17 protein-coding genes are annotated in these 17,228 nt (G+C 39.3%); 3 read left to right on the top strand and 14 right to left on the bottom strand.

Translation table 11 applies throughout. The features are described 5' to 3' along the window. Positions 1-8: 8 nt before the first annotated feature. Positions 9-1,505, bottom strand: a complete 1,497-nt coding sequence (locus EJ994_RS11655; RefSeq protein WP_126592594.1) for an ankyrin repeat domain-containing protein — start codon at positions 1,503-1,505, stop codon at positions 9-11. A 7-nt stretch (positions 1,506-1,512) separates the two neighbouring features. Further along, positions 1,513-2,448, bottom strand: a complete 936-nt coding sequence (locus tag EJ994_RS11650) for a DUF6607 family protein (protein ID WP_126592593.1) — start codon at positions 2,446-2,448, stop codon at positions 1,513-1,515. A 103-nt stretch (positions 2,449-2,551) separates the two neighbouring features. On the opposite strand from EJ994_RS11650, the gene EJ994_RS11645 reads away from it, so the two are divergent. After that, entirely contained in the window at positions 2,552-4,645 is a 2,094-nt protein-coding gene (locus tag EJ994_RS11645) for a TonB-dependent receptor plug domain-containing protein (RefSeq protein ID WP_126592592.1), read from the top strand. A gap of 10 nt (positions 4,646-4,655) precedes the next feature. Further along, on the top strand, positions 4,656-5,291 hold the full coding sequence (locus EJ994_RS11640) for an HmuY family protein (protein WP_126592591.1): 636 nt from the start codon (positions 4,656-4,658) through the stop codon (positions 5,289-5,291). 187 nt (positions 5,292-5,478) lie between these two features. On the opposite strand, the gene EJ994_RS11635 is transcribed toward EJ994_RS11640, so the two are convergent. From EJ994_RS11635 to hutH, 12 genes are all read right to left on the bottom strand, one after another. Further along, positions 5,479-6,486, bottom strand: a complete 1,008-nt coding sequence (locus tag EJ994_RS11635) for a BtrH N-terminal domain-containing protein (protein ID WP_126592590.1) — start codon at positions 6,484-6,486, stop codon at positions 5,479-5,481. After that, positions 6,479-6,880: a hypothetical protein gene (locus EJ994_RS11630; RefSeq protein ID WP_126592589.1), complete on the bottom strand. Its 402-nt coding sequence runs from the start codon at positions 6,878-6,880 to the stop codon at positions 6,479-6,481. Before EJ994_RS11630 ends, EJ994_RS11635 begins: the two co-directional genes overlap by 8 nt. 4 nt (positions 6,881-6,884) lie before the next feature. Next, positions 6,885-7,340: an ABC transporter permease gene (locus EJ994_RS11625; protein WP_126592588.1), complete on the bottom strand. Its 456-nt coding sequence runs from the start codon at positions 7,338-7,340 to the stop codon at positions 6,885-6,887. Positions 7,341-7,345: 5 nt separating this feature from the next. Continuing rightward, the gene (locus EJ994_RS11620; protein ID WP_126592587.1) at positions 7,346-7,780 is read right to left on the bottom strand and encodes a hypothetical protein; all 435 of its coding nucleotides are present in this window, start codon (positions 7,778-7,780) and stop codon (positions 7,346-7,348) included. Beyond that, positions 7,781-8,914, bottom strand: a complete 1,134-nt coding sequence (locus EJ994_RS11615; protein ID WP_126592586.1) for a beta-ketoacyl-ACP synthase III — start codon at positions 8,912-8,914, stop codon at positions 7,781-7,783. Beyond that, on the bottom strand, positions 8,914-9,840 hold the full coding sequence (locus EJ994_RS11610; RefSeq protein WP_126592585.1) for a dialkylrecorsinol condensing enzyme DarA: 927 nt from the start codon (positions 9,838-9,840) through the stop codon (positions 8,914-8,916). Before EJ994_RS11610 ends, EJ994_RS11615 begins: the two co-directional genes overlap by 1 nt. A 94-nt stretch (positions 9,841-9,934) precedes the next feature. Beyond that, complete coding sequence (locus EJ994_RS11605) at positions 9,935-10,819, bottom strand: lipid A biosynthesis acyltransferase (RefSeq protein WP_126592584.1); 885 nt, start codon at positions 10,817-10,819, stop codon at positions 9,935-9,937. 20 nt (positions 10,820-10,839) lie between these two features. Then, positions 10,840-11,085: an acyl carrier protein gene (locus EJ994_RS11600; protein ID WP_126593711.1), complete on the bottom strand. Its 246-nt coding sequence runs from the start codon at positions 11,083-11,085 to the stop codon at positions 10,840-10,842. Then, positions 11,085-12,314, bottom strand: a complete 1,230-nt coding sequence (locus EJ994_RS11595; protein ID WP_126592583.1) for a beta-ketoacyl-[acyl-carrier-protein] synthase family protein — start codon at positions 12,312-12,314, stop codon at positions 11,085-11,087. Before EJ994_RS11595 ends, EJ994_RS11600 begins: the two co-directional genes overlap by 1 nt. Before the next feature lie 12 nt (positions 12,315-12,326). After that, the gene (gene fabG, locus EJ994_RS11590; RefSeq protein WP_126592582.1) at positions 12,327-13,073 is read right to left on the bottom strand and encodes a 3-oxoacyl-ACP reductase FabG; all 747 of its coding nucleotides are present in this window, start codon (positions 13,071-13,073) and stop codon (positions 12,327-12,329) included. A gap of 27 nt (positions 13,074-13,100) precedes the next feature. Beyond that, entirely contained in the window at positions 13,101-14,222 is a 1,122-nt protein-coding gene (locus EJ994_RS11585) for a WG repeat-containing protein (RefSeq protein WP_126592581.1), read from the bottom strand. Continuing rightward, entirely contained in the window at positions 14,219-15,754 is a 1,536-nt protein-coding gene (gene hutH / locus EJ994_RS11580) for a histidine ammonia-lyase (RefSeq protein ID WP_126592580.1), read from the bottom strand. Before hutH ends, EJ994_RS11585 begins: the two co-directional genes overlap by 4 nt. A 116-nt stretch (positions 15,755-15,870) precedes the next feature. Here hutH and EJ994_RS11575 point away from each other — a divergent pair, with 116 nt between their 5' ends. Continuing rightward, positions 15,871-17,118: an NAD(P)/FAD-dependent oxidoreductase gene (locus EJ994_RS11575; RefSeq protein ID WP_126592579.1), complete on the top strand. Its 1,248-nt coding sequence runs from the start codon at positions 15,871-15,873 to the stop codon at positions 17,116-17,118. Positions 17,119-17,228 lie beyond the last annotated feature (110 nt).

Genomic DNA, 17,228 nt, shown 5'->3' with positions numbered 1-17,228 from the left:
GTAATAATTTATTTCAAGTAGTCTAGAATGTTGAGCTGTTCTCTTAGAAGTTCGTTTTCACTAACTAGATCATAGACCGTTTCTTCAAACTCGGTTTTCAATGATTTGTCCGCGCCTTGGGCAATGAGATATTTTAAAATAGTCTCGTTATGACTGCTCATTGCGGCTAGGTGCAATGCCGTGTTGCCATCATTGTTTCTTTGATTAATGCCAATATTAAACTTTTCTAAACGCTTTAAAAGTGTTAGGTCATTTTCTTTTGCGGCTAAATGGAGTAAGGTGTTCCCATTATTCTGTGCGGTTGTCATGACCAAACCGCTTTTTTGAAGTGCCTTTAGCTTGGCCTCGAAAACCTCAGGTTTTTTGGCGTTAAAAGAATTCATAAGGTAGTAGGCCAATGAATTTCCCTTGACATCAACTGTTTTACTATCTGCTCCTTTTTGCAGCAGATATTTAACAATATCAGCACTATTTCTGTTTACGGCCATGGCAAGTGCAGAGCGTCCATTTTCATCTTTTGTATTGATGTCTTCCACGTAATCGAACAAAAATTCTACTACGCTTAAGGTATTGCTGTTAGCCGCGTTCATAAAGGGAGAATCACCGCCTTTGTCTTGTTTATTAACATCAACACCTTTTTCAATAAAATACTCGAACAAAGAAAGGTCATCACTTTTGTAGGCTATAGCATGTAGAGGATTACGCCCTTGTTTATCTGTAATATTGGCCTCTAAGCCTAGATTTTCTAGATATTTGAAAGTAGTCAATCCGTCTTTTAATTGGTCTGCACCTTGGCTTGCCATTAAGATGGCGTTACCACCTAATTTGTTCAAAGAATTGTAGGACAGCCCTTTTTCAATCAATTTTTTCAGTAATTCAATATTTCCTCCACGTGCGGCATAGTGAAAGAGATTGTTTCCTTCATCGTCAGTACTTTCTAAATCCAGCCCTTTCATATTGAAATAGGCTATAGTAGCATAATCCAAAACAGAAGGAGCGACCAATAAAAGCGCGTTTGCCCCATTGTTCGTTACATCATTGATATCCGCCTTGTGTTTTAGTAAAAAGTCATAGAGCGTTGTATTCGTTATGCCAGCTCTTGCAGCAAAATTGATAACATTATAACCGTGACTATCCTTTACATCTGCCTTGGCGCCATTTTCAACTAAATACTTTACAATATCAAGATTATTACGATAAGCTGCCCAAAAGATATAGGTTCTTCCGTCGTGGGTAATTTTATCCACTTCGTTTCCTTTTTTGGTTAATAGGTACTTGACAATGGAATTATCCGTTTCTGCAAGTAGGGCATAGGAGACCGCATCGAACATATTTCCATTTAACTGGGCTATATCGTTCCCTTCGGAAATATCGGCTTCAATTTTATCTATGGACGGGTTGGCTTTCCAATAATCCCTGCTTAGAAAAACATTTTCTTGAGCAAGGCCTAAGGTAATACATAGCAATGCTAAAAAGCTACATGTAAGTTTTGATAGTGACTGCATATCCTTTTTATTTGCTTCTGACTTTTTCTGCTTGGTTTGTTTTTACAAAAGATTCTATAATCTCAGCGATCTCCTTTTCCTTTTGCATCTCATCTGCGAAGAGATGTTTGTACAAGACCTTATTATCCACTTTTTCGGCAAGGACCAAATCTTGATTTCTGGAAAAAACCTCGTCCCATTTATTGCGAACACTGGCCCATTTCCCCTGTTCTTTCATCCACCAATCGGCGGCCGCTTGGCACCTGGCATCCAGTACTTTAACGTAAGTATTATAGCCTTTTTCCTTGGCTAGGACCACATCTTCTTCTCCCTCCTTGCGTATAATCTTAGCATTATCTTGGTCATGTGCCCATCCGTTCTCGGTGATTTCATGGCGATTTCCACGCATGGTAATATTGTAATCTCCCCTGGTAGTATATTCTCTACGTGGTAGTGGAGCGGGTGTGGTGTTTTCCCAAAAGCTCTTGCCATCTACATGTACCCAGGTGGCAGTACCCTCATAGCGTGGACTATCATCTACTTGGTATACTTTTTGTGTCCATTGGCCAGCGACATCAGCGTCACTTTTCTTCTCATAGTTCCAATGGTTATCACCGTTGTAGGTATATAGATCGGTATTCTCATATAACCAATCTTGGCGCCAGTGCTTTACGACCATAGGCTTAGCAGGATTACCAACCTGCAGTAAATGTTGAATGACTACTTTACCATCTTCATCGCTTACAAGTTGTGCCCATTCTAAGGCTTTGTCAACTTTAGATTTGGAGGGTTTGTACAGAGAGTCATTACTATAGTTAAAAGTTTCCGCAAAATTGAAGGTGACTTCAAAACAGCCACACATTTCTTTTATGGCGTTTGCGTCTTGCTCTTTTTTGTCTTGTTGCGCAAAAGTCGGTATGCTAAGCGTAGCAAATATTAACACTATTAAATTTTTCTTGATCATTTCGTGACTTATTTAGGTGGTCTAATAATTTCTTTGACAAAAATATAAAATTTATTTAGACTGTTTAAAAATAAGCCTATATATTTGACGAAAATTATTAATAATGAATCTAAATAAGGTTTTAGCCTTTATGCTTTGTACGTTCTTAACGGGCTCCATTTTTGGTCAGGAGAATTACGAGGTTCCAGATTCTATACTTACCCAAGATTTAGACGAGGTCATTGTCACCGCAACACGTACCGTTCGTCAGCTCTCGTCTGTTCCACTTCCCGTAACACTTATTTCAAAGAAACAATTACAACGTACAGGTGTTATTAGACTTGATGAAATCTTGAACGAGCAGACGGGAATAATCACGGTAGCTGATGAAAGTGGATTTAATGGTGTACAGATTCAAGGTATTGCTTCGGATTATGTTATGATTTTAATAAACGGGGTGCCTTTGGTAGGGCGCTCCTCGGGCAATTTTGATTTGAGTCGTTTAACCGTAGGGAATATAAAACAGATAGAAGTGGTTAAAGGGCCATCTTCTAGTTTGTACGGTTCAGAGGCATTAGGGGGTGTAATTAACATTATTACCGAGGACCCCAAAGATGAAGAATTACACGGAGAAGCAGCATACCGGTTCGCCTCTTTTAACACGCATGATGCTAACTTTAATCTTGACCAAAAGCTAGGTAAATTCGGCTATTCTTTCTTCGTCAACACGCTACATAGCGATGGCTACGACTTAAGACCTGAAACAGCTGGACAAACGGTAGAACCTTTTAATAATTATACATTTAATGCTCAGTTTTTCTATGACTTTACGAACGATTTAAGATTATTTACTTCCGGCAGGTACTACCAACAAAACCAGAATGCCTCTCTGGTTTTAAGTGATGAGGTATTCGAAGGTAGCACGGACCTTGATGAAGCAAATATACACTTAAGGCTAGATGATAATGCAGGAGCTAAATTACAGTTACAGTATGAATTTTATTATACGAATTATAAAGCTTCTGAGCTGCTTGCAAGCCCTATTACTGATGACGTTTTTAGCCAAAGTGATTTTGACCAGAATCTATTGCGCCCAGAAATAAGAGCAACATACACGATAAAGGACGAAAATAATCTCACATTAGGAGTAGGTTATAATCACGAAAACCTAGACCGAACCTTCTTTGACGATAAAGTCATATTCAATTCCCAATATGCCTTTGCCCAGTACGATTTCTATCCCTTGGAAAGAGTAAACGTAATTTTAGGTGCCCGCTTTGATAATCATAGTGAATACCAATCGCAGTTTAGTCCTAAAGCTTCCGTCAATTGGAAACTTAATGATGAAATTTCCATAAAAGGGTCAATGGGCTATGGGTTTAAAGCTCCTGATTTTAGGCAGTTGTATTTTGATTTTACCAACTCTGCAGTAGGCTATACGGTGCTAGGGTATAACGTTGCAGTAGAAAAAGTACGGGAGTTAGATGCACAAGGGCAAATCATAGATATCTTATTTCCGCTGTCAGATTTAAAAGAACCTTTGGAGGCAGAGCGTTCTATTGGTTATAATTTGGGTGCTTCCTACAGAAAAGGGAAAGTAAAACTAAATGTAAATCTATTTAGAAATGAGTTTACAAACCTTATTGATACGCGTGCTATTGCTAGATTGACTAATGGGCAAAATGTCTTTAGCTACGTCAATTTTGATGAGATCTATACAACGGGAGCTGAATTTGATGTGGATTATAAACTCACCGAACATATTAGTCTTGCTGGGGGTTATCAGTTACTTTTCGCCAAGGATAAACAGAAAAAGGTGGCTTTGGAACGGGGTGAGGTTTTTGCACGCGACCCGCGGACGCTGCAAACCGTGGTCCTAGATAATTCCGATTATTTTGGACTCGTGAACCGTTCCAGGCACACCGCCAACTTTAAAATATTCTATGAAATTCCAAAGTGGGATTTCAATATGAACTTCAGAGTAAATTACCGAAGTAAATACGGTCTTTTCGATGGTAATGGTAATGGCATAATCGATGATTTTGACACCTCATTTGTTAATGGCTATGCCTTATCCAATATCGCCTTGAACAAAACTTTTGCCAGCAAATATACCTTACAGGTGGGGGCTAATAATCTCTTTGATTATAGGGATGAAGAAAATATACCCGGTCTCGCCGGAATACAATTATTTACAAGAATTAACTATCAATTTTAAAACGAGTACTATGAAGATGACCCTTAAATTTTTTACCTTTTTTCTTTTAGCAACTGTATTTATTTCATGTGATAACGAGGACGACGAACCTCCTTTAGTTGCCGTGGAGAGCCAAACTGCCAGTAATATTCCAGCGCCTCAAACGGGTGGTCAACCTTCGGATGAACCGGTAGGAGGTCCATTCACTAAATTTAACTTTGCCACGGGAGCGGTTACCACTAGTGATACGGAATGGGATATAGCCTTTCGAGGAACAACTATTGCCGTAAACGGTGGGGTAGTTACAGGCACCAATGATGAACCTGCAAGAGAAGGTGAGGCTGGAGCGGCAATAGCTACCGGTACTTTTGCCAGTATTACCGACGCCGCTAGTTACACCTTTGCGCAAGATTCCGATAGTGGTTTCGCTATCCCCACAGGAAGCGATAATGGCTGGTACAATTATAATTTTATGACTAACGTAATTGCGCCTATTCCAGGAAAAGTTTTGGTGATTAGAACTAGTGACGGTAGATATGCCAAAGTTGAGATTCTAAGTTATTATAAAGATGCGCCTGCACAGCCAGACGGTTTTGCGGATGAATCTCGTTTTTATACTTTCAATTATGTATATAATCCGAACGAAGGCCAGACTTCTTTAGAATAATAAAATTTAGGAAGCCATTACCCAAAAAGAGCTTTAATCTTTAATATGGATTAAGGCTTTTTTTGAGTTGTATTATATATGTATATACGTGTAATTTCTTTTTATGTTAACGGTTATCAGAAAACAAAAAAATACTACAAAAGATGCTACTCTTTCAACTTTTTGCTTAGCAAATCCAAAGTGCCTTTTAGACCGCCTTTTTGAGTGTTTTAAAAAAGACTTCTTCGCGATCCGCTATTTCTTCCAGTTGTATGGCAACATCTTCGTATCCGCCGCTCTTGGCATTTCTATTTTTATAAATTCTAGAAGCGTCTACGGCAAAATCGCGCCAAGCATCTCCAATTGAGGTCATTTCTTTGGAAAGCTCCAATAGTTTTTCATTTTGTAATACTTCACTTGCCTCTTGCAAAAAAGCCGCATAAATATATCGGAATCCTCCTCCTCCTGTTCCAATCTCTTCTTGCATACGAACAAGCTGTCCCAAATAGTGATTCGCTTTTTTCGGTCCCAATTTTTTTGGCCATTTTCTAATGTTCTTGGCAACCCAACGCATTGCCTTTACCCCAACAATAGGTACAGGCGCAGTCATATCCCTGCTAGTCTGTTTAATTCCTTTGGTTATCGCCTTCTTTAGTTCTAACTCCTTGGGAAATTCGGTAGGATAGTACATATGCCCCTTGGGTGCGAAAGCGCCTTTGGCAAAGCGTACTTTTTCTAACTCCTTACTGGAAAGACTGGTAACCTCTTCCATAACAGGGTCGCTTATCAAATAGCGGTCATCCTGTTTGCCGTATACGACCATATTATGTGCGTTGAAATGAAAGCGGTATTCGTCCGGAAAATAAACCAGATTATACACACCTACCTGTAAACCAACGGGATTGTTCTTGGCCAAGTTCTCATCCAACCGCGCTTTTGCAGCTGCCGGGTTCTTGAACTTTTCCTTTTTCATCTTCACTCCTACTCGTTTAGCGAACTTATTGAATATAAAGCCCGGCATGGAACGATAGGTAAATACAGGCGCATAATTCACCTTTAAGAAAGGTAGATAGCTGAACAATAAGCCAGAACCAATTCCAAAGACCATAGGCTCGCTTATTTCAAAGCCTTGATGTCTCATAAGATTGGAGACTACACCGTTCTCGCAATGCGCGGACTGGTTGTGGGTAAAATTTATTTTTGGTTCTTTAGACATTAATATGTTTTAGTTCACTGAGACTTATTTCAAAAACATCGGCATATTTTTGTAACGTTTTTTCCTTTAGTTTCTTAAATACGGCCGGTTTAAAATGTCTTTTTACACGCCACTGCCAAAGTCCCACATAACTAGCCAGAACGGGTATGTCCATTTTATGTAATTCCATGTAATATTCTATAGGACTCGTTTCCCCTTTTAAAACTTTTTCTTTAGCTATGGCAATCCGCTCTTCAATGACCTTAATGGCATTGTCCAAGGCAATGGTCTTTGGGTCCCATCCAGTACTGAGAGAGGTGGTGTATTTACCATCTTTGTCAACGGCGTACACCATTTCCCTAATATTCGCAGATGCCAAATTACTTTTGTCCTGTGGGACTTCTTCTTTTTTCATTTACTTATACTTCGTGAATGAGACAATTTAATGTACAATCTACAATTAAATCATCATTTCTAAAAGTAGCGCAATCTATAGTGCAAATACTAAGATTACCCGTGTCATAACGAGATATTAAATTTGCTCTTGTCACCAAAATATCACCTACTCGTGGTAATTGATGAATGATAACGCGTTTAATGGCACTTATATAACCAATGAGTTTATTGCTTGTTCCTTCTAAATCCTCTTTGTCAAAATATCCTTGACCTACAATGGCGGAACAGGTTTGTGCAGCGTTCTCTATTAAGCCTGCTTCCATCAAAATATTATCCTCGACAAAGAGACAGTCCCCTTCAATATAAAATTCAGTAGTTACAGAAGTATCATCTATATAGGGCATGTTACTTACCAGTAACATGGGTGGTCTATGGGGCAAGAATTTCTTAATATCTATTTTTCGCCCGTTGTCTTCCATCGTATTTACGCAAGCGCTGTTTTAATTTCACTTATAGCAATGACTTCTTGGTTGCATTCAATTTTTGCTTTTACCAAGGTAACACCCATAATATCATGTAGGATGGTGACCGTAGTCCTAAGTTCGTCCCCGAGTTTGGGTAGCGAATAAATCTCCGCTTTCTTGATCGCACCAATATATCCAACAGGTGCAGGTTCATTTTTTAGGTAATAGGTGTAGCCTTTGTGCATGGCCACCGTTTGAGCCATATTTTCCACCAATCCTGGCTCGGTAAATAGATTATCAAAACAAAGCAGGTTCTCTTTCTTAATGGTTAATCCTGACACTATTTCATTTTCTGAAAACCCATGAAGCTTATCTACCATGACGAAAGGCCATTTTTGAGGTATTAAATTAACGATGAAAGCAGCATCGGTAATAGGTGGTTGCACAATACTCATCTAGCAAACGGTTAAATAAGCATACATATAGGAGAAACGAGCGCTTTCCGGGACATGCAATAAAATTCTATCTCCCTTCTTTAGCTTTCCGCTAGAAACCAGTTCTTCTAACATGACATAAATAGATGCCGCACCAACATTGCCCACATGCGAGAGGTTCAAGAACCATTTATTCCATGGCATAGGTATGCCTTGCTTTTCCAACTCTTTATAAAGCCCTTCCTTAAAGTAGTAAGAAGATATATGTGGAAGGTAGTAATCAACATCATCAGGTCCTATTCCGTGTTTTTCATAGGCCTGCTTTAAACTATCCACACCTTTTACCAAAATATTGTCTCCAAGGAGCCTGGTGTCCTGTTTCATTGCGAACAAGGACATCTTAGCCCATTCACTGGCCGGGAACTCGCTCCATGGCTGAAGGTGTCCATTTTCTTTTTTCTCCGCTCCTGCATACATGCAGGCTTCCATTTCAAAGGCGTAAGAATAGGCTTCCATCCAATTTATTCGTAATGGATTTTTGCCTTTTGGCTCCGATTCCAGTAATACGGCACCTGCGCCATCGGATAGCATCCACCTTAAGAATTCTTTGTTAAATGCTAGAATAGGATTGTCTTCTAGGTCTTTTAAATGTGCTACTTCGTTTTCAAATACATCAGACTTCATCCACGAAGAAGTGCGCTCGGAACCTGCGCAAACAGCATTTTCGACTTGCGCTGTCATCACTGATAAATAACCATATTTAAGTGCGCTCATTCCAGCACAACAGGCACCTGAAGGCGAGTTGATTTCCATATTCCCATTTTCAAGGAAACCATGGACCATTGCAGTATGAGATGGAAGAATCTGATCCGGACTAGATGTTCCGCAGGATAACAATTGAATGTCTTTTGTAGTGAATTCGTCATCACATAGCAATTCAATTGCCTCTTTAGTAAGTTGAGCATTGTTATGGGTAACTTCGCCATTAGCATCCAATGCGTAATAGCGTTCCTTGATCTGATTGTTTCTAAGGACTATACGGCGCGCTTTAGAGCTCTTACCATCTATAAATCCCAATTTAGCCTCCATGTCTTCATTGGAAACGGGTCTGTTCGGTAAAAATTTAGAGATTTTGGTAATAAATACGTCCTTCATCAATTCTCTTTTAAGGCTACTGAGGCATAGTAGGCCTTGTCTGTTTTTCTTTGTTTAAAACTCGGTAAATAGGTCAACAAAAATACGATAAAAACTATTGGTGCTATGACCCATATGGCAAATAACAGGTAATATTTAAACAAAGTAATCCATTTTAAACGTTTGGGATTACCAGGCCCTCCTTTCTTTATGATGAGATTGGCCCATTTGGAAAAAAGAATATTTCCACGTTTGTCCGTCATCACCAAGAAGGGGTTGATTTTAACTCCTCCTAATTTTACAATAGTGTTTTGTAAATCTTTAAAATTGTTCGAAGTCAAGGCTGATTTTATGGGTGGCCCAAACCTTTCCGCCTCCCGTATGTCCCTGTCGGATACACCTGGTTTTGGGAAAATACCTAAATAACGGTCTTTTCTTCCCGAGAACATCCAGTGCGAAATGGTAATAACGCTCACATGGTTAATATGCTTATCCACTAGAGCTATATGGCCTACAAGATTTGCTCCTACATCCGTAAGGAGTCGCTTCATTTTTTCCTGTGCTTGAATCCACATGTTTCTACAGGCTAGTACGGTTATTACGGGAGTATCCTTTAGAATTTGACTAGCATAGCGGGACTTTAAAAATGAGTTAACCGGTATAGAGGGTGTTAAAAACCAGACTTGATAACCGAGTATGACCAAGTCATATTTTTTTTTGAGAATGGTTTCTTTTGGAGGGTGAAATTTATCGGGGATTTGTAAGAAGGATTCTGGAAAGCTATCATAAAATTTTTCCTGTTTCCAGGGAAATTCATAAACGGGTTCCGGTATAATTTCGTAATAAGAGATGGTAACATCGTCTCCTTTTATTTTCCGCGCCATATTTTCCAAAATATCGAGGAGTTGTCCGGTCTGGGAATAATAAATAATTAAAACTTCTTTCATCTTTTACTCGATAATCGAGATTTATAATGCTCCGACGACTGCGTAGAAATAAATGTTGGCTTTACTTCCAATGCTTCGTGGGCTTACCTTATGGTTATTTACTTCCGTCTTTCCAAAAATCAAAATAGTTGAACCACTGTAAAGGGTACTTCTTAAGGATCCACTCCATACTGGTCGTATATTCTTTTAATAGCGCTTGTGGATCTCTAGCCTTAGCAATGGCTTTTCTGGCATAGAGGTGATATTCCTTTTTGGGTCCTTTCATAACGTAAACGAACAGGACCGGGACTTTTAACCTTGATGCTAAGAGGTAAGGCCCTAGCGGAAAATCTGCTTCTGCACCTAAAAATTCTTGCGTAAGTATTTTTGAACCGGGAAGATAGCGATCTCCCGTGAAAACTACCAATCCGCCCTGGTCTAAAGCCGTATGGATTTCAAAAATATGTGACATATCTTCCTGTACCACAATAAATTTCATGGACGATTCCGCCACTAGACCGTCCATATATTCCCTGATGTTGGCATGTTCAGCGTGCGTTGTGACCATGAAGATTTTTGAAATGGAATAACGGTCTTGTAAAAAGTAATGTGAAACTTCAAAATTACCTATGTGACCACTTATAAGTATACCACCCTTATTCTCCTTTAGAAGGTAATCTATATGTTCGATCCCATCATGGGTATAGGTAAATTTATCACGGAACTTTGTGGATATCGCAACCCTGTCCGTTAATACACGACCCAGCATATAATAGCTTTTATAAATTGATGCAATACTTTTTGCTCGGGTATATCTTAATCTTCTTTTAAAATAATAGTATATGGCTTTGGAGCTGCTTGGAGAAAATATAAAGTAATAGGCTACTACAAACCGTAATATAAAATAGGCTCTGTTTATACCAAAAGTAGTTAGGAAGAAAATAAATAGTTTGTAACCTAAAAGCGTTCCCTTGGATTTCCCTTCCCACTCCGTTGCCATTTCATTTTATGTAAAGGATGTTATTGATCCAGTTTTCTTTCAATAAGGTTATAAAAGTCCCGTAGGGTAATTATATTCACGAAATCCTCGCCAACTAGTTTTACACTAAAATTACTTTCTACCGCGACTACTAAATCTACAAAGTCTAAACTATCTAATCCAATAGCATCTTTTAGATTAGCGGCGGGCACCAATTCCTCCTCCTCTACTTCAAAATCATCAATGAGGAAGTCGTTTATTTTTTCAATAATGGTTTCCTTGGTCATCATTCTTGGCTGACATTTTTTACGATTAAAGCGGAGTTGGTTCCGCCAAAACCAAATGAATTCGACAAAAATACATCAATTTTTTTATCTACAGTTTTACTTGTAATGTTAAGTTTAGCCGAGTCCTCATCAGGTTTTTCCAAGTTAATGTTGGGGGCTACGAAATTGTTTTTCATCATGATCATAGAATAGATGATTTCACTTGCCCCGGCCATCCAACATTCATGGCCGGTCATTGATTTCGTAGAGCTGACCAAAGGACCGTTTTCGCCGAATACTTCAAAAATTGCTTTCGCTTCATTAGCGTCTCCCACTGGAGTAGAGGTGGCATGTGCATTTACGTAATCTATGGCCGAAGCCTCTAGTTTAGCATCTTCTAAAGCTTTGTTCATGGCCCTTGCAGGTCCTTCCATATTTGGTGTAGAGATGTGTGCACCATTTGAGGAAAACCCATAGCCTATGAGCTCTCCAAGAATGGGAGCATCTCTTTTTATAGCAGATTCATAACTCTCGAGGATAACGGTCGCTCCCCCTCCGCTAGGGATCAGTCCATCTCTTTCACTATCAAAAGGTCGCGAGGCTTTTGTTGGCTCATCTTGTCTCATGGCAAAAACCCCAAGACCGTCAAAACTGGCCATGGCTAGATGGTTTATCTCCTGGGCGCCACCTGCGATGATACAGTCCTGCATTCCACTCTTAATCAAATGATAGGCCATGCCAATAGCGTGTGAACCACTTGCACAGGCCGCACTCAAAGTGAGGTTTATACCCGTTAAACGGAATATGGTAGAGAGGTTCATGGTTACCGTGGAATTCATTGCCTTGAATATGGCTCCTGAACCAACCAATGTGGTGTCTTTTTTTTCTCTTATGGTATCAATGGAGTTGATGACCGATTTTGCGGTACTGTCATTTCCGTAAATAATGCCTACTTCGTTACCATCAATAAAATCTTGTTCTATTTGAGCATTTTTTAACGCTTCAATTGTAGCAGCATAAGCGTATTTGCTTTCTTCACCCATGCTTATGCGCTGTCTTCGGGAGAGGAGTTTTTTTAAATCGGGCTCTGCGACAAAACCGGTTAAGGACGATCTAAAACCGAACTCTTTACGGACAGGATCATAAATAATACCCGATTTACCTTGATAAAGGGATTCTTTAACCTCTTCTAGGTTTTTCCCTATACAAGAATAAATTCCCATACCTGTTATAACAACTCTCTTCATCAGCCTAAACGTATTCTAAGAATATATACCACCATTAATGTTAATGACCTCACCGGTAATGTATGATGCTTTATCCGAAGCTAAAAATGATACTACATGTGCTACCTCTTCCGGTTTGCCAAAGCGGTTTGCAGGAATCATTTTTTTGAGTTCTGACTCATCTAAATCTTCTGTCATATCTGTTGCTATAAATCCGGGTGCTACTGCATTTACAGTAACCTTTCTTTTTGCAACCTCTTGTGCGAGCGCTTTTGTAGCTCCGATAACGGCACTTTTAGCGGCGGAATAATTAGTTTGCCCGGGGGTGCCTTTAAGTCCGGACACGGAGACCATATTAATAATACGACCATATTTATTCACTAACAATTTTTGAATAAGCGTGTTGGTCACATTGTAAAAGCCATTTAAACTTGTATTGATTACCGAAGACCAATCGTCTGAAGACATCCACATAAATAGCCCATCTTTCGTTATTCCGGCATTGTTCACCAATACTTCTATAACACCATTCTTATTGGCTTCATGCCAAGCCTCTAACTTTGTGGTCACTTCTTCGCCATCTGCTACATCAAATTGTATTATGGCACCTTCCCCACCGACAGCTCTTACCATTGCCAGTGTTTCTTCTGCAGCTTCCTTATTTTGTTTATAATTGATAAGCAACGGATAATTCAGGTCTTTGGCAAGTTGCACACATATAGCCCTTCCAATACCCCTGGAACCTCCTGTAATTAAAGCATATTTTACTTTTTCCTCTCCCATATATCCTATCTTGCTTGGTTTGCCGGGTTAATTTTTGACAAATGTTTCTGCATTTTCATACCATTTGTTACCTAAAAGCTCTCCTTTAGCATTAAAAAAGCCCCAGCCCTTTTTAGATTTTAATCTAGCAAGCTCTCCTATAAAGCCTTTGTCATTATTGCCTGCTAAAAAGGCAAGGCCGGCGGTAATACTATAGTCGGTGGGTATGATCATGTTTCCAGAGGTGTCTATAAACCCCCAATCCTTCTCTTTTACCGGTGCAAGACCATTTGCGGCGAAAACTTCGGCATCACGGTATTGAAAGTCTACTACTGTTTCTCCCTTAGTATCAATATAGCCCCATTGTTTGTCTTTTGAGACTGGTGCCAATCCGTTAGAAAAAGCGCGTGCCTTATCAAAAGTAGGAGCAATCACCCAAGTTCCTTTTGAGTCAACAAAACCTATTTGCTTGTCTTTCCTTGCATAGGTTAGGCCAGAATCTCCGTGGAAGTTCCAAACCTTATCCGCCCCCTCTACTACATTGAAACTACCATTGTGGATGATTCCAAATTCTTCACCTTTTTTTCCGTAAACACCGGACTTATTAAAGGTATTCCCTATTTCTTCGTACGCCGTAGGAATCACCTCTTTCCCATTGGTATTAATCATACCCCAAAGCTCTCCTTTTTTAACCTTTGCATGGCCATTTCTAAACGCCTTTATAACTTCGTATGTGGGGTCTAGGACTATTTTTCCGTCCGTTCCAATCAAGCCAATTTTCTCATTTTGCCTGATAAAGGCTACGCCGTCATCAAAATCAAAATATTTTTCTGTGGCCGGCACCTCCAATTCTTTCTCCGCACTGTCTATGTAGCGCCACTCATCATCCTTTAGGACAAGGACGTAGCCAGAATTAAAGTATTTTACTTTGTCATAGGTGGGCTCAATTGCCCACGCTCCTTTTGTATCTATAAAACCCCAGGCTTTATCCTTTTCTACGGCTGCATAACCTTCTGAAAAACTTTTTGCCTTGGAAAACTGTGGTTGAATAACATATTCTCCAGATGTGTTGATATACCCGAACAATCCATCTTCACGGACTAACGCTAATTCCTGTCCAAAGGAAAACGCAAAGCAAATGACTAGTAATACTGTAAAAATTTTTCTCATGACTTTTTATTTTGATGATTAATAATATAGTTCTTTACTTCATTTACATAAGGATACATTACCTTATCTGTTTTGAACGGGGGAACTATGTTACGGACGGCATCATACATTTTTCTTGTCTTAGATGAGACTTTGTCCTTGACATCAAGATACTCTATTGCTTGTACAACGGTAATCATTTCAATGGCTACCACTTCGAATGCATTTTCAATTACTTTTTTAGTAATTAGGGCCGCATTAGTACCCATGCTCACAATATCTTGGTTGTCGTTGTTGTTAGGTATGCTATGCACGTACATGGGGTTGGACAGCATCTGATTCTCCGCTGTGGTAGAGGTTGCCGTAAACTGTACGCCTTGCATTCCAAAATTTAATCCTAATGTTCCTAAGTTAACAAAAGGCGGAAGAATATCGTTCAATTTGGAATTCAGTAGATAATTGAGTTGTCTTTCGGCCAACATGCTCATTTTAGTTACCACGATCTTTAATTTGTCCATCTCCAAGGAAACGTAATCTCCATGAAAATTACCTCCATGATACACGTGCTGTTTTTCAACATTTACGATTGGGTTGTCATTGGCAGAGTTCACCTCTTCTATCAAAATCCGCTCTACCTCATTCAAAGTATCCAGAACGGGACCCAGTATTTGCGGTACGCAGCGTATGGAATAGTATTCCTGTACCTTTTCTTCAAAAACAGAAACATCAGTATTGTCCGTATATAGATGATGTTCTCTTTTTCTTGTTAAGGTGCTGTCCTCTAAATGACTTCGCATAGAACGTGCTATCTCTCGCTGGCCTAAGTGCTTTTTAGTATAATTTAAATCATAGGACAAATGATCATCATAAGCTTCTACTATCTCGTTGATAGCAGAAGAACAACAAATCACCCATTCCAACAGACGTCTTGTGTAAATCGTGTTTACGATACCAATTCCGGTCATGACAGACGTACCGTTGATAAGGCCAAGACCTTCCCGCAGTCTTACCTCGATAGGACTTATTCCTTCTATTTTAAAAACTTTGCTAGTCGGTGTTCTTGCACCTTTGTAAAAGACTTCTCCCTCTCCGATTAAGACTAAGGCCAAGTGTGCCAGTTGTACTAAATCCCCGCTTGCGCCAACACCTCCGTGCTCATAGATAAGGGGAATAATGTCTTTATTAATCAATTCTGACATCACTTTAACAACGGATACGTGTACACCGGAATTTCCCAGACTTAGGGTGTTTAATCTTGCCAGCATTGCTGCCTTTACATACTTCGGGTCAATGGGGTTTCCCGTTCCCGACGCATGGCTTCGAATAAGATTATACTGTAACTCTAAGGTTTCGGGATCTTTGATTTTGTACTGTGCCATAGGGCCAAATCCTGTGTTGACACCGTAAATGACCTTATTCTTCGAAAATTCTTTCAAGAAATTAAAACTTTCCTCAACAGTATTTAAAAGCTCTTCATGTAGTGATATGGATTCTTGATTAAAAATCACATCGTAAAATTCCGCTATTCCTAACCTTCCTTTAATTTCTGGCATGTATGGTTGATTCTATCGGGTATAAATAATACCTTAGTACATAAAAATAAGCATCTTGAAGCGCAAATTTATAATAATTAGCGAATTTGAATACTTATTGTATCGGAAATATAGAGATGGAAAAAGAAAAAGTTGATGTCTTGATAATAGGTGCTGGCCCCTCGGGTTGTGTGGCGGCCGCATATCTGCATAATAAAGGCTTTTCCATTAAAGTGGTTGAAAAAAATAAGTTTCCACGTTTCGTTATTGGCGAAAGTCTTATTCCAAGATGTATGGAACATTTTGAAGCGGTCGGACTACTAGATTGTCTTAAAGCGAAAAACTTTGAAGTGAAGACTGGTGCACGGTTTATGCAAGGTCCAAAAATTTGTGAATTTGATTTTAGCAAGAAACATACAAAGGGGTGGAACTGGACCTATCAAATACCGAGAGCAGATTTTGATAAAACCCTTACTGATGAACTTCAAAATAGAGGTGTAGCCATTGATTTTGAGAAAGAAGTGGTAGGGGTGGAATTTGCCAATGAAATTTCTACGACGCAAATAAAGGACCTGCAAGGTAGAACCTCTCAAATTGAAGCAAAATATATCATAGATTCCAGTGGTTTTGGCCGTGTGTTACCGAAATTATTAGACTTGGATAAACCATCGGAAATACCTGCACATTCATCTATTTTTACACATGTCAAAGATATTAGGAGACCCGATGGCTGGGAAGGCCATAGAATAACTTTTGATATCGTAAGCCTTGAAACTTGGTTATGGGTAATTCCGTTTTCGAACGGATATACGAGTATAGGATATGTAGGGCCAACGGATTACTTGGAATCTTTTGAAGGAAACAACGAAGAACGTTTACGGGAGATGATGAAGCTTTCGAATCACTATCTAAGTAGATTTGAGGACCTTCCTTATGAATTTGAACCTAGGATGATTAAGAATATTGCTAAATCTGTAAAACAGCTCTATGGACCTGGTTACGTGCTTACAGGAAATAGTGCCGAGTTCTTAGACCCTGTTTTCTCTTCTGGTGTAACTTTTGCAACGGAATCTGCCCATTTGGCCGCAAAAATGATAACAAAGGAACTAAACGGTGAAGCAGTGGATTGGGAGCATGATTACTCTAAATATATGCTGGATGGCGTTAACGTATTTTCCACTTATGTTAAAGAGTGGTACACAGGAAACCTTCAAAAAATATTCTTTGCCGACTCTGAAAACCCTGTTATAAAATCACAGATTTGTGCCGTACTCGCCGGGTACGTTTGGGATAAAACCAATCCTTTTGTCAAAAATCATCATCGTCTGGTCAAAACAGTTGCTCATATCGCCGATATGGAGAAAGAGGCTGCTAACGCCCGTTAGGATATTCAACGTAATTCAGTTAAAAATTACAGCTTTTTTTAAAGGAAAATCTCCTATGGCAGAAAATGAGGTCTAAGTTTTGTTTCAGGCATAAAACACCTGTAATACTT

The organism is Maribacter sp. MJ134, assembly GCF_003970695.1.
Lineage (GTDB): Bacteria > Bacteroidota > Bacteroidia > Flavobacteriales > Flavobacteriaceae > Maribacter.
This window is presented reverse-complemented; position numbering and strand designations above follow the sequence as displayed.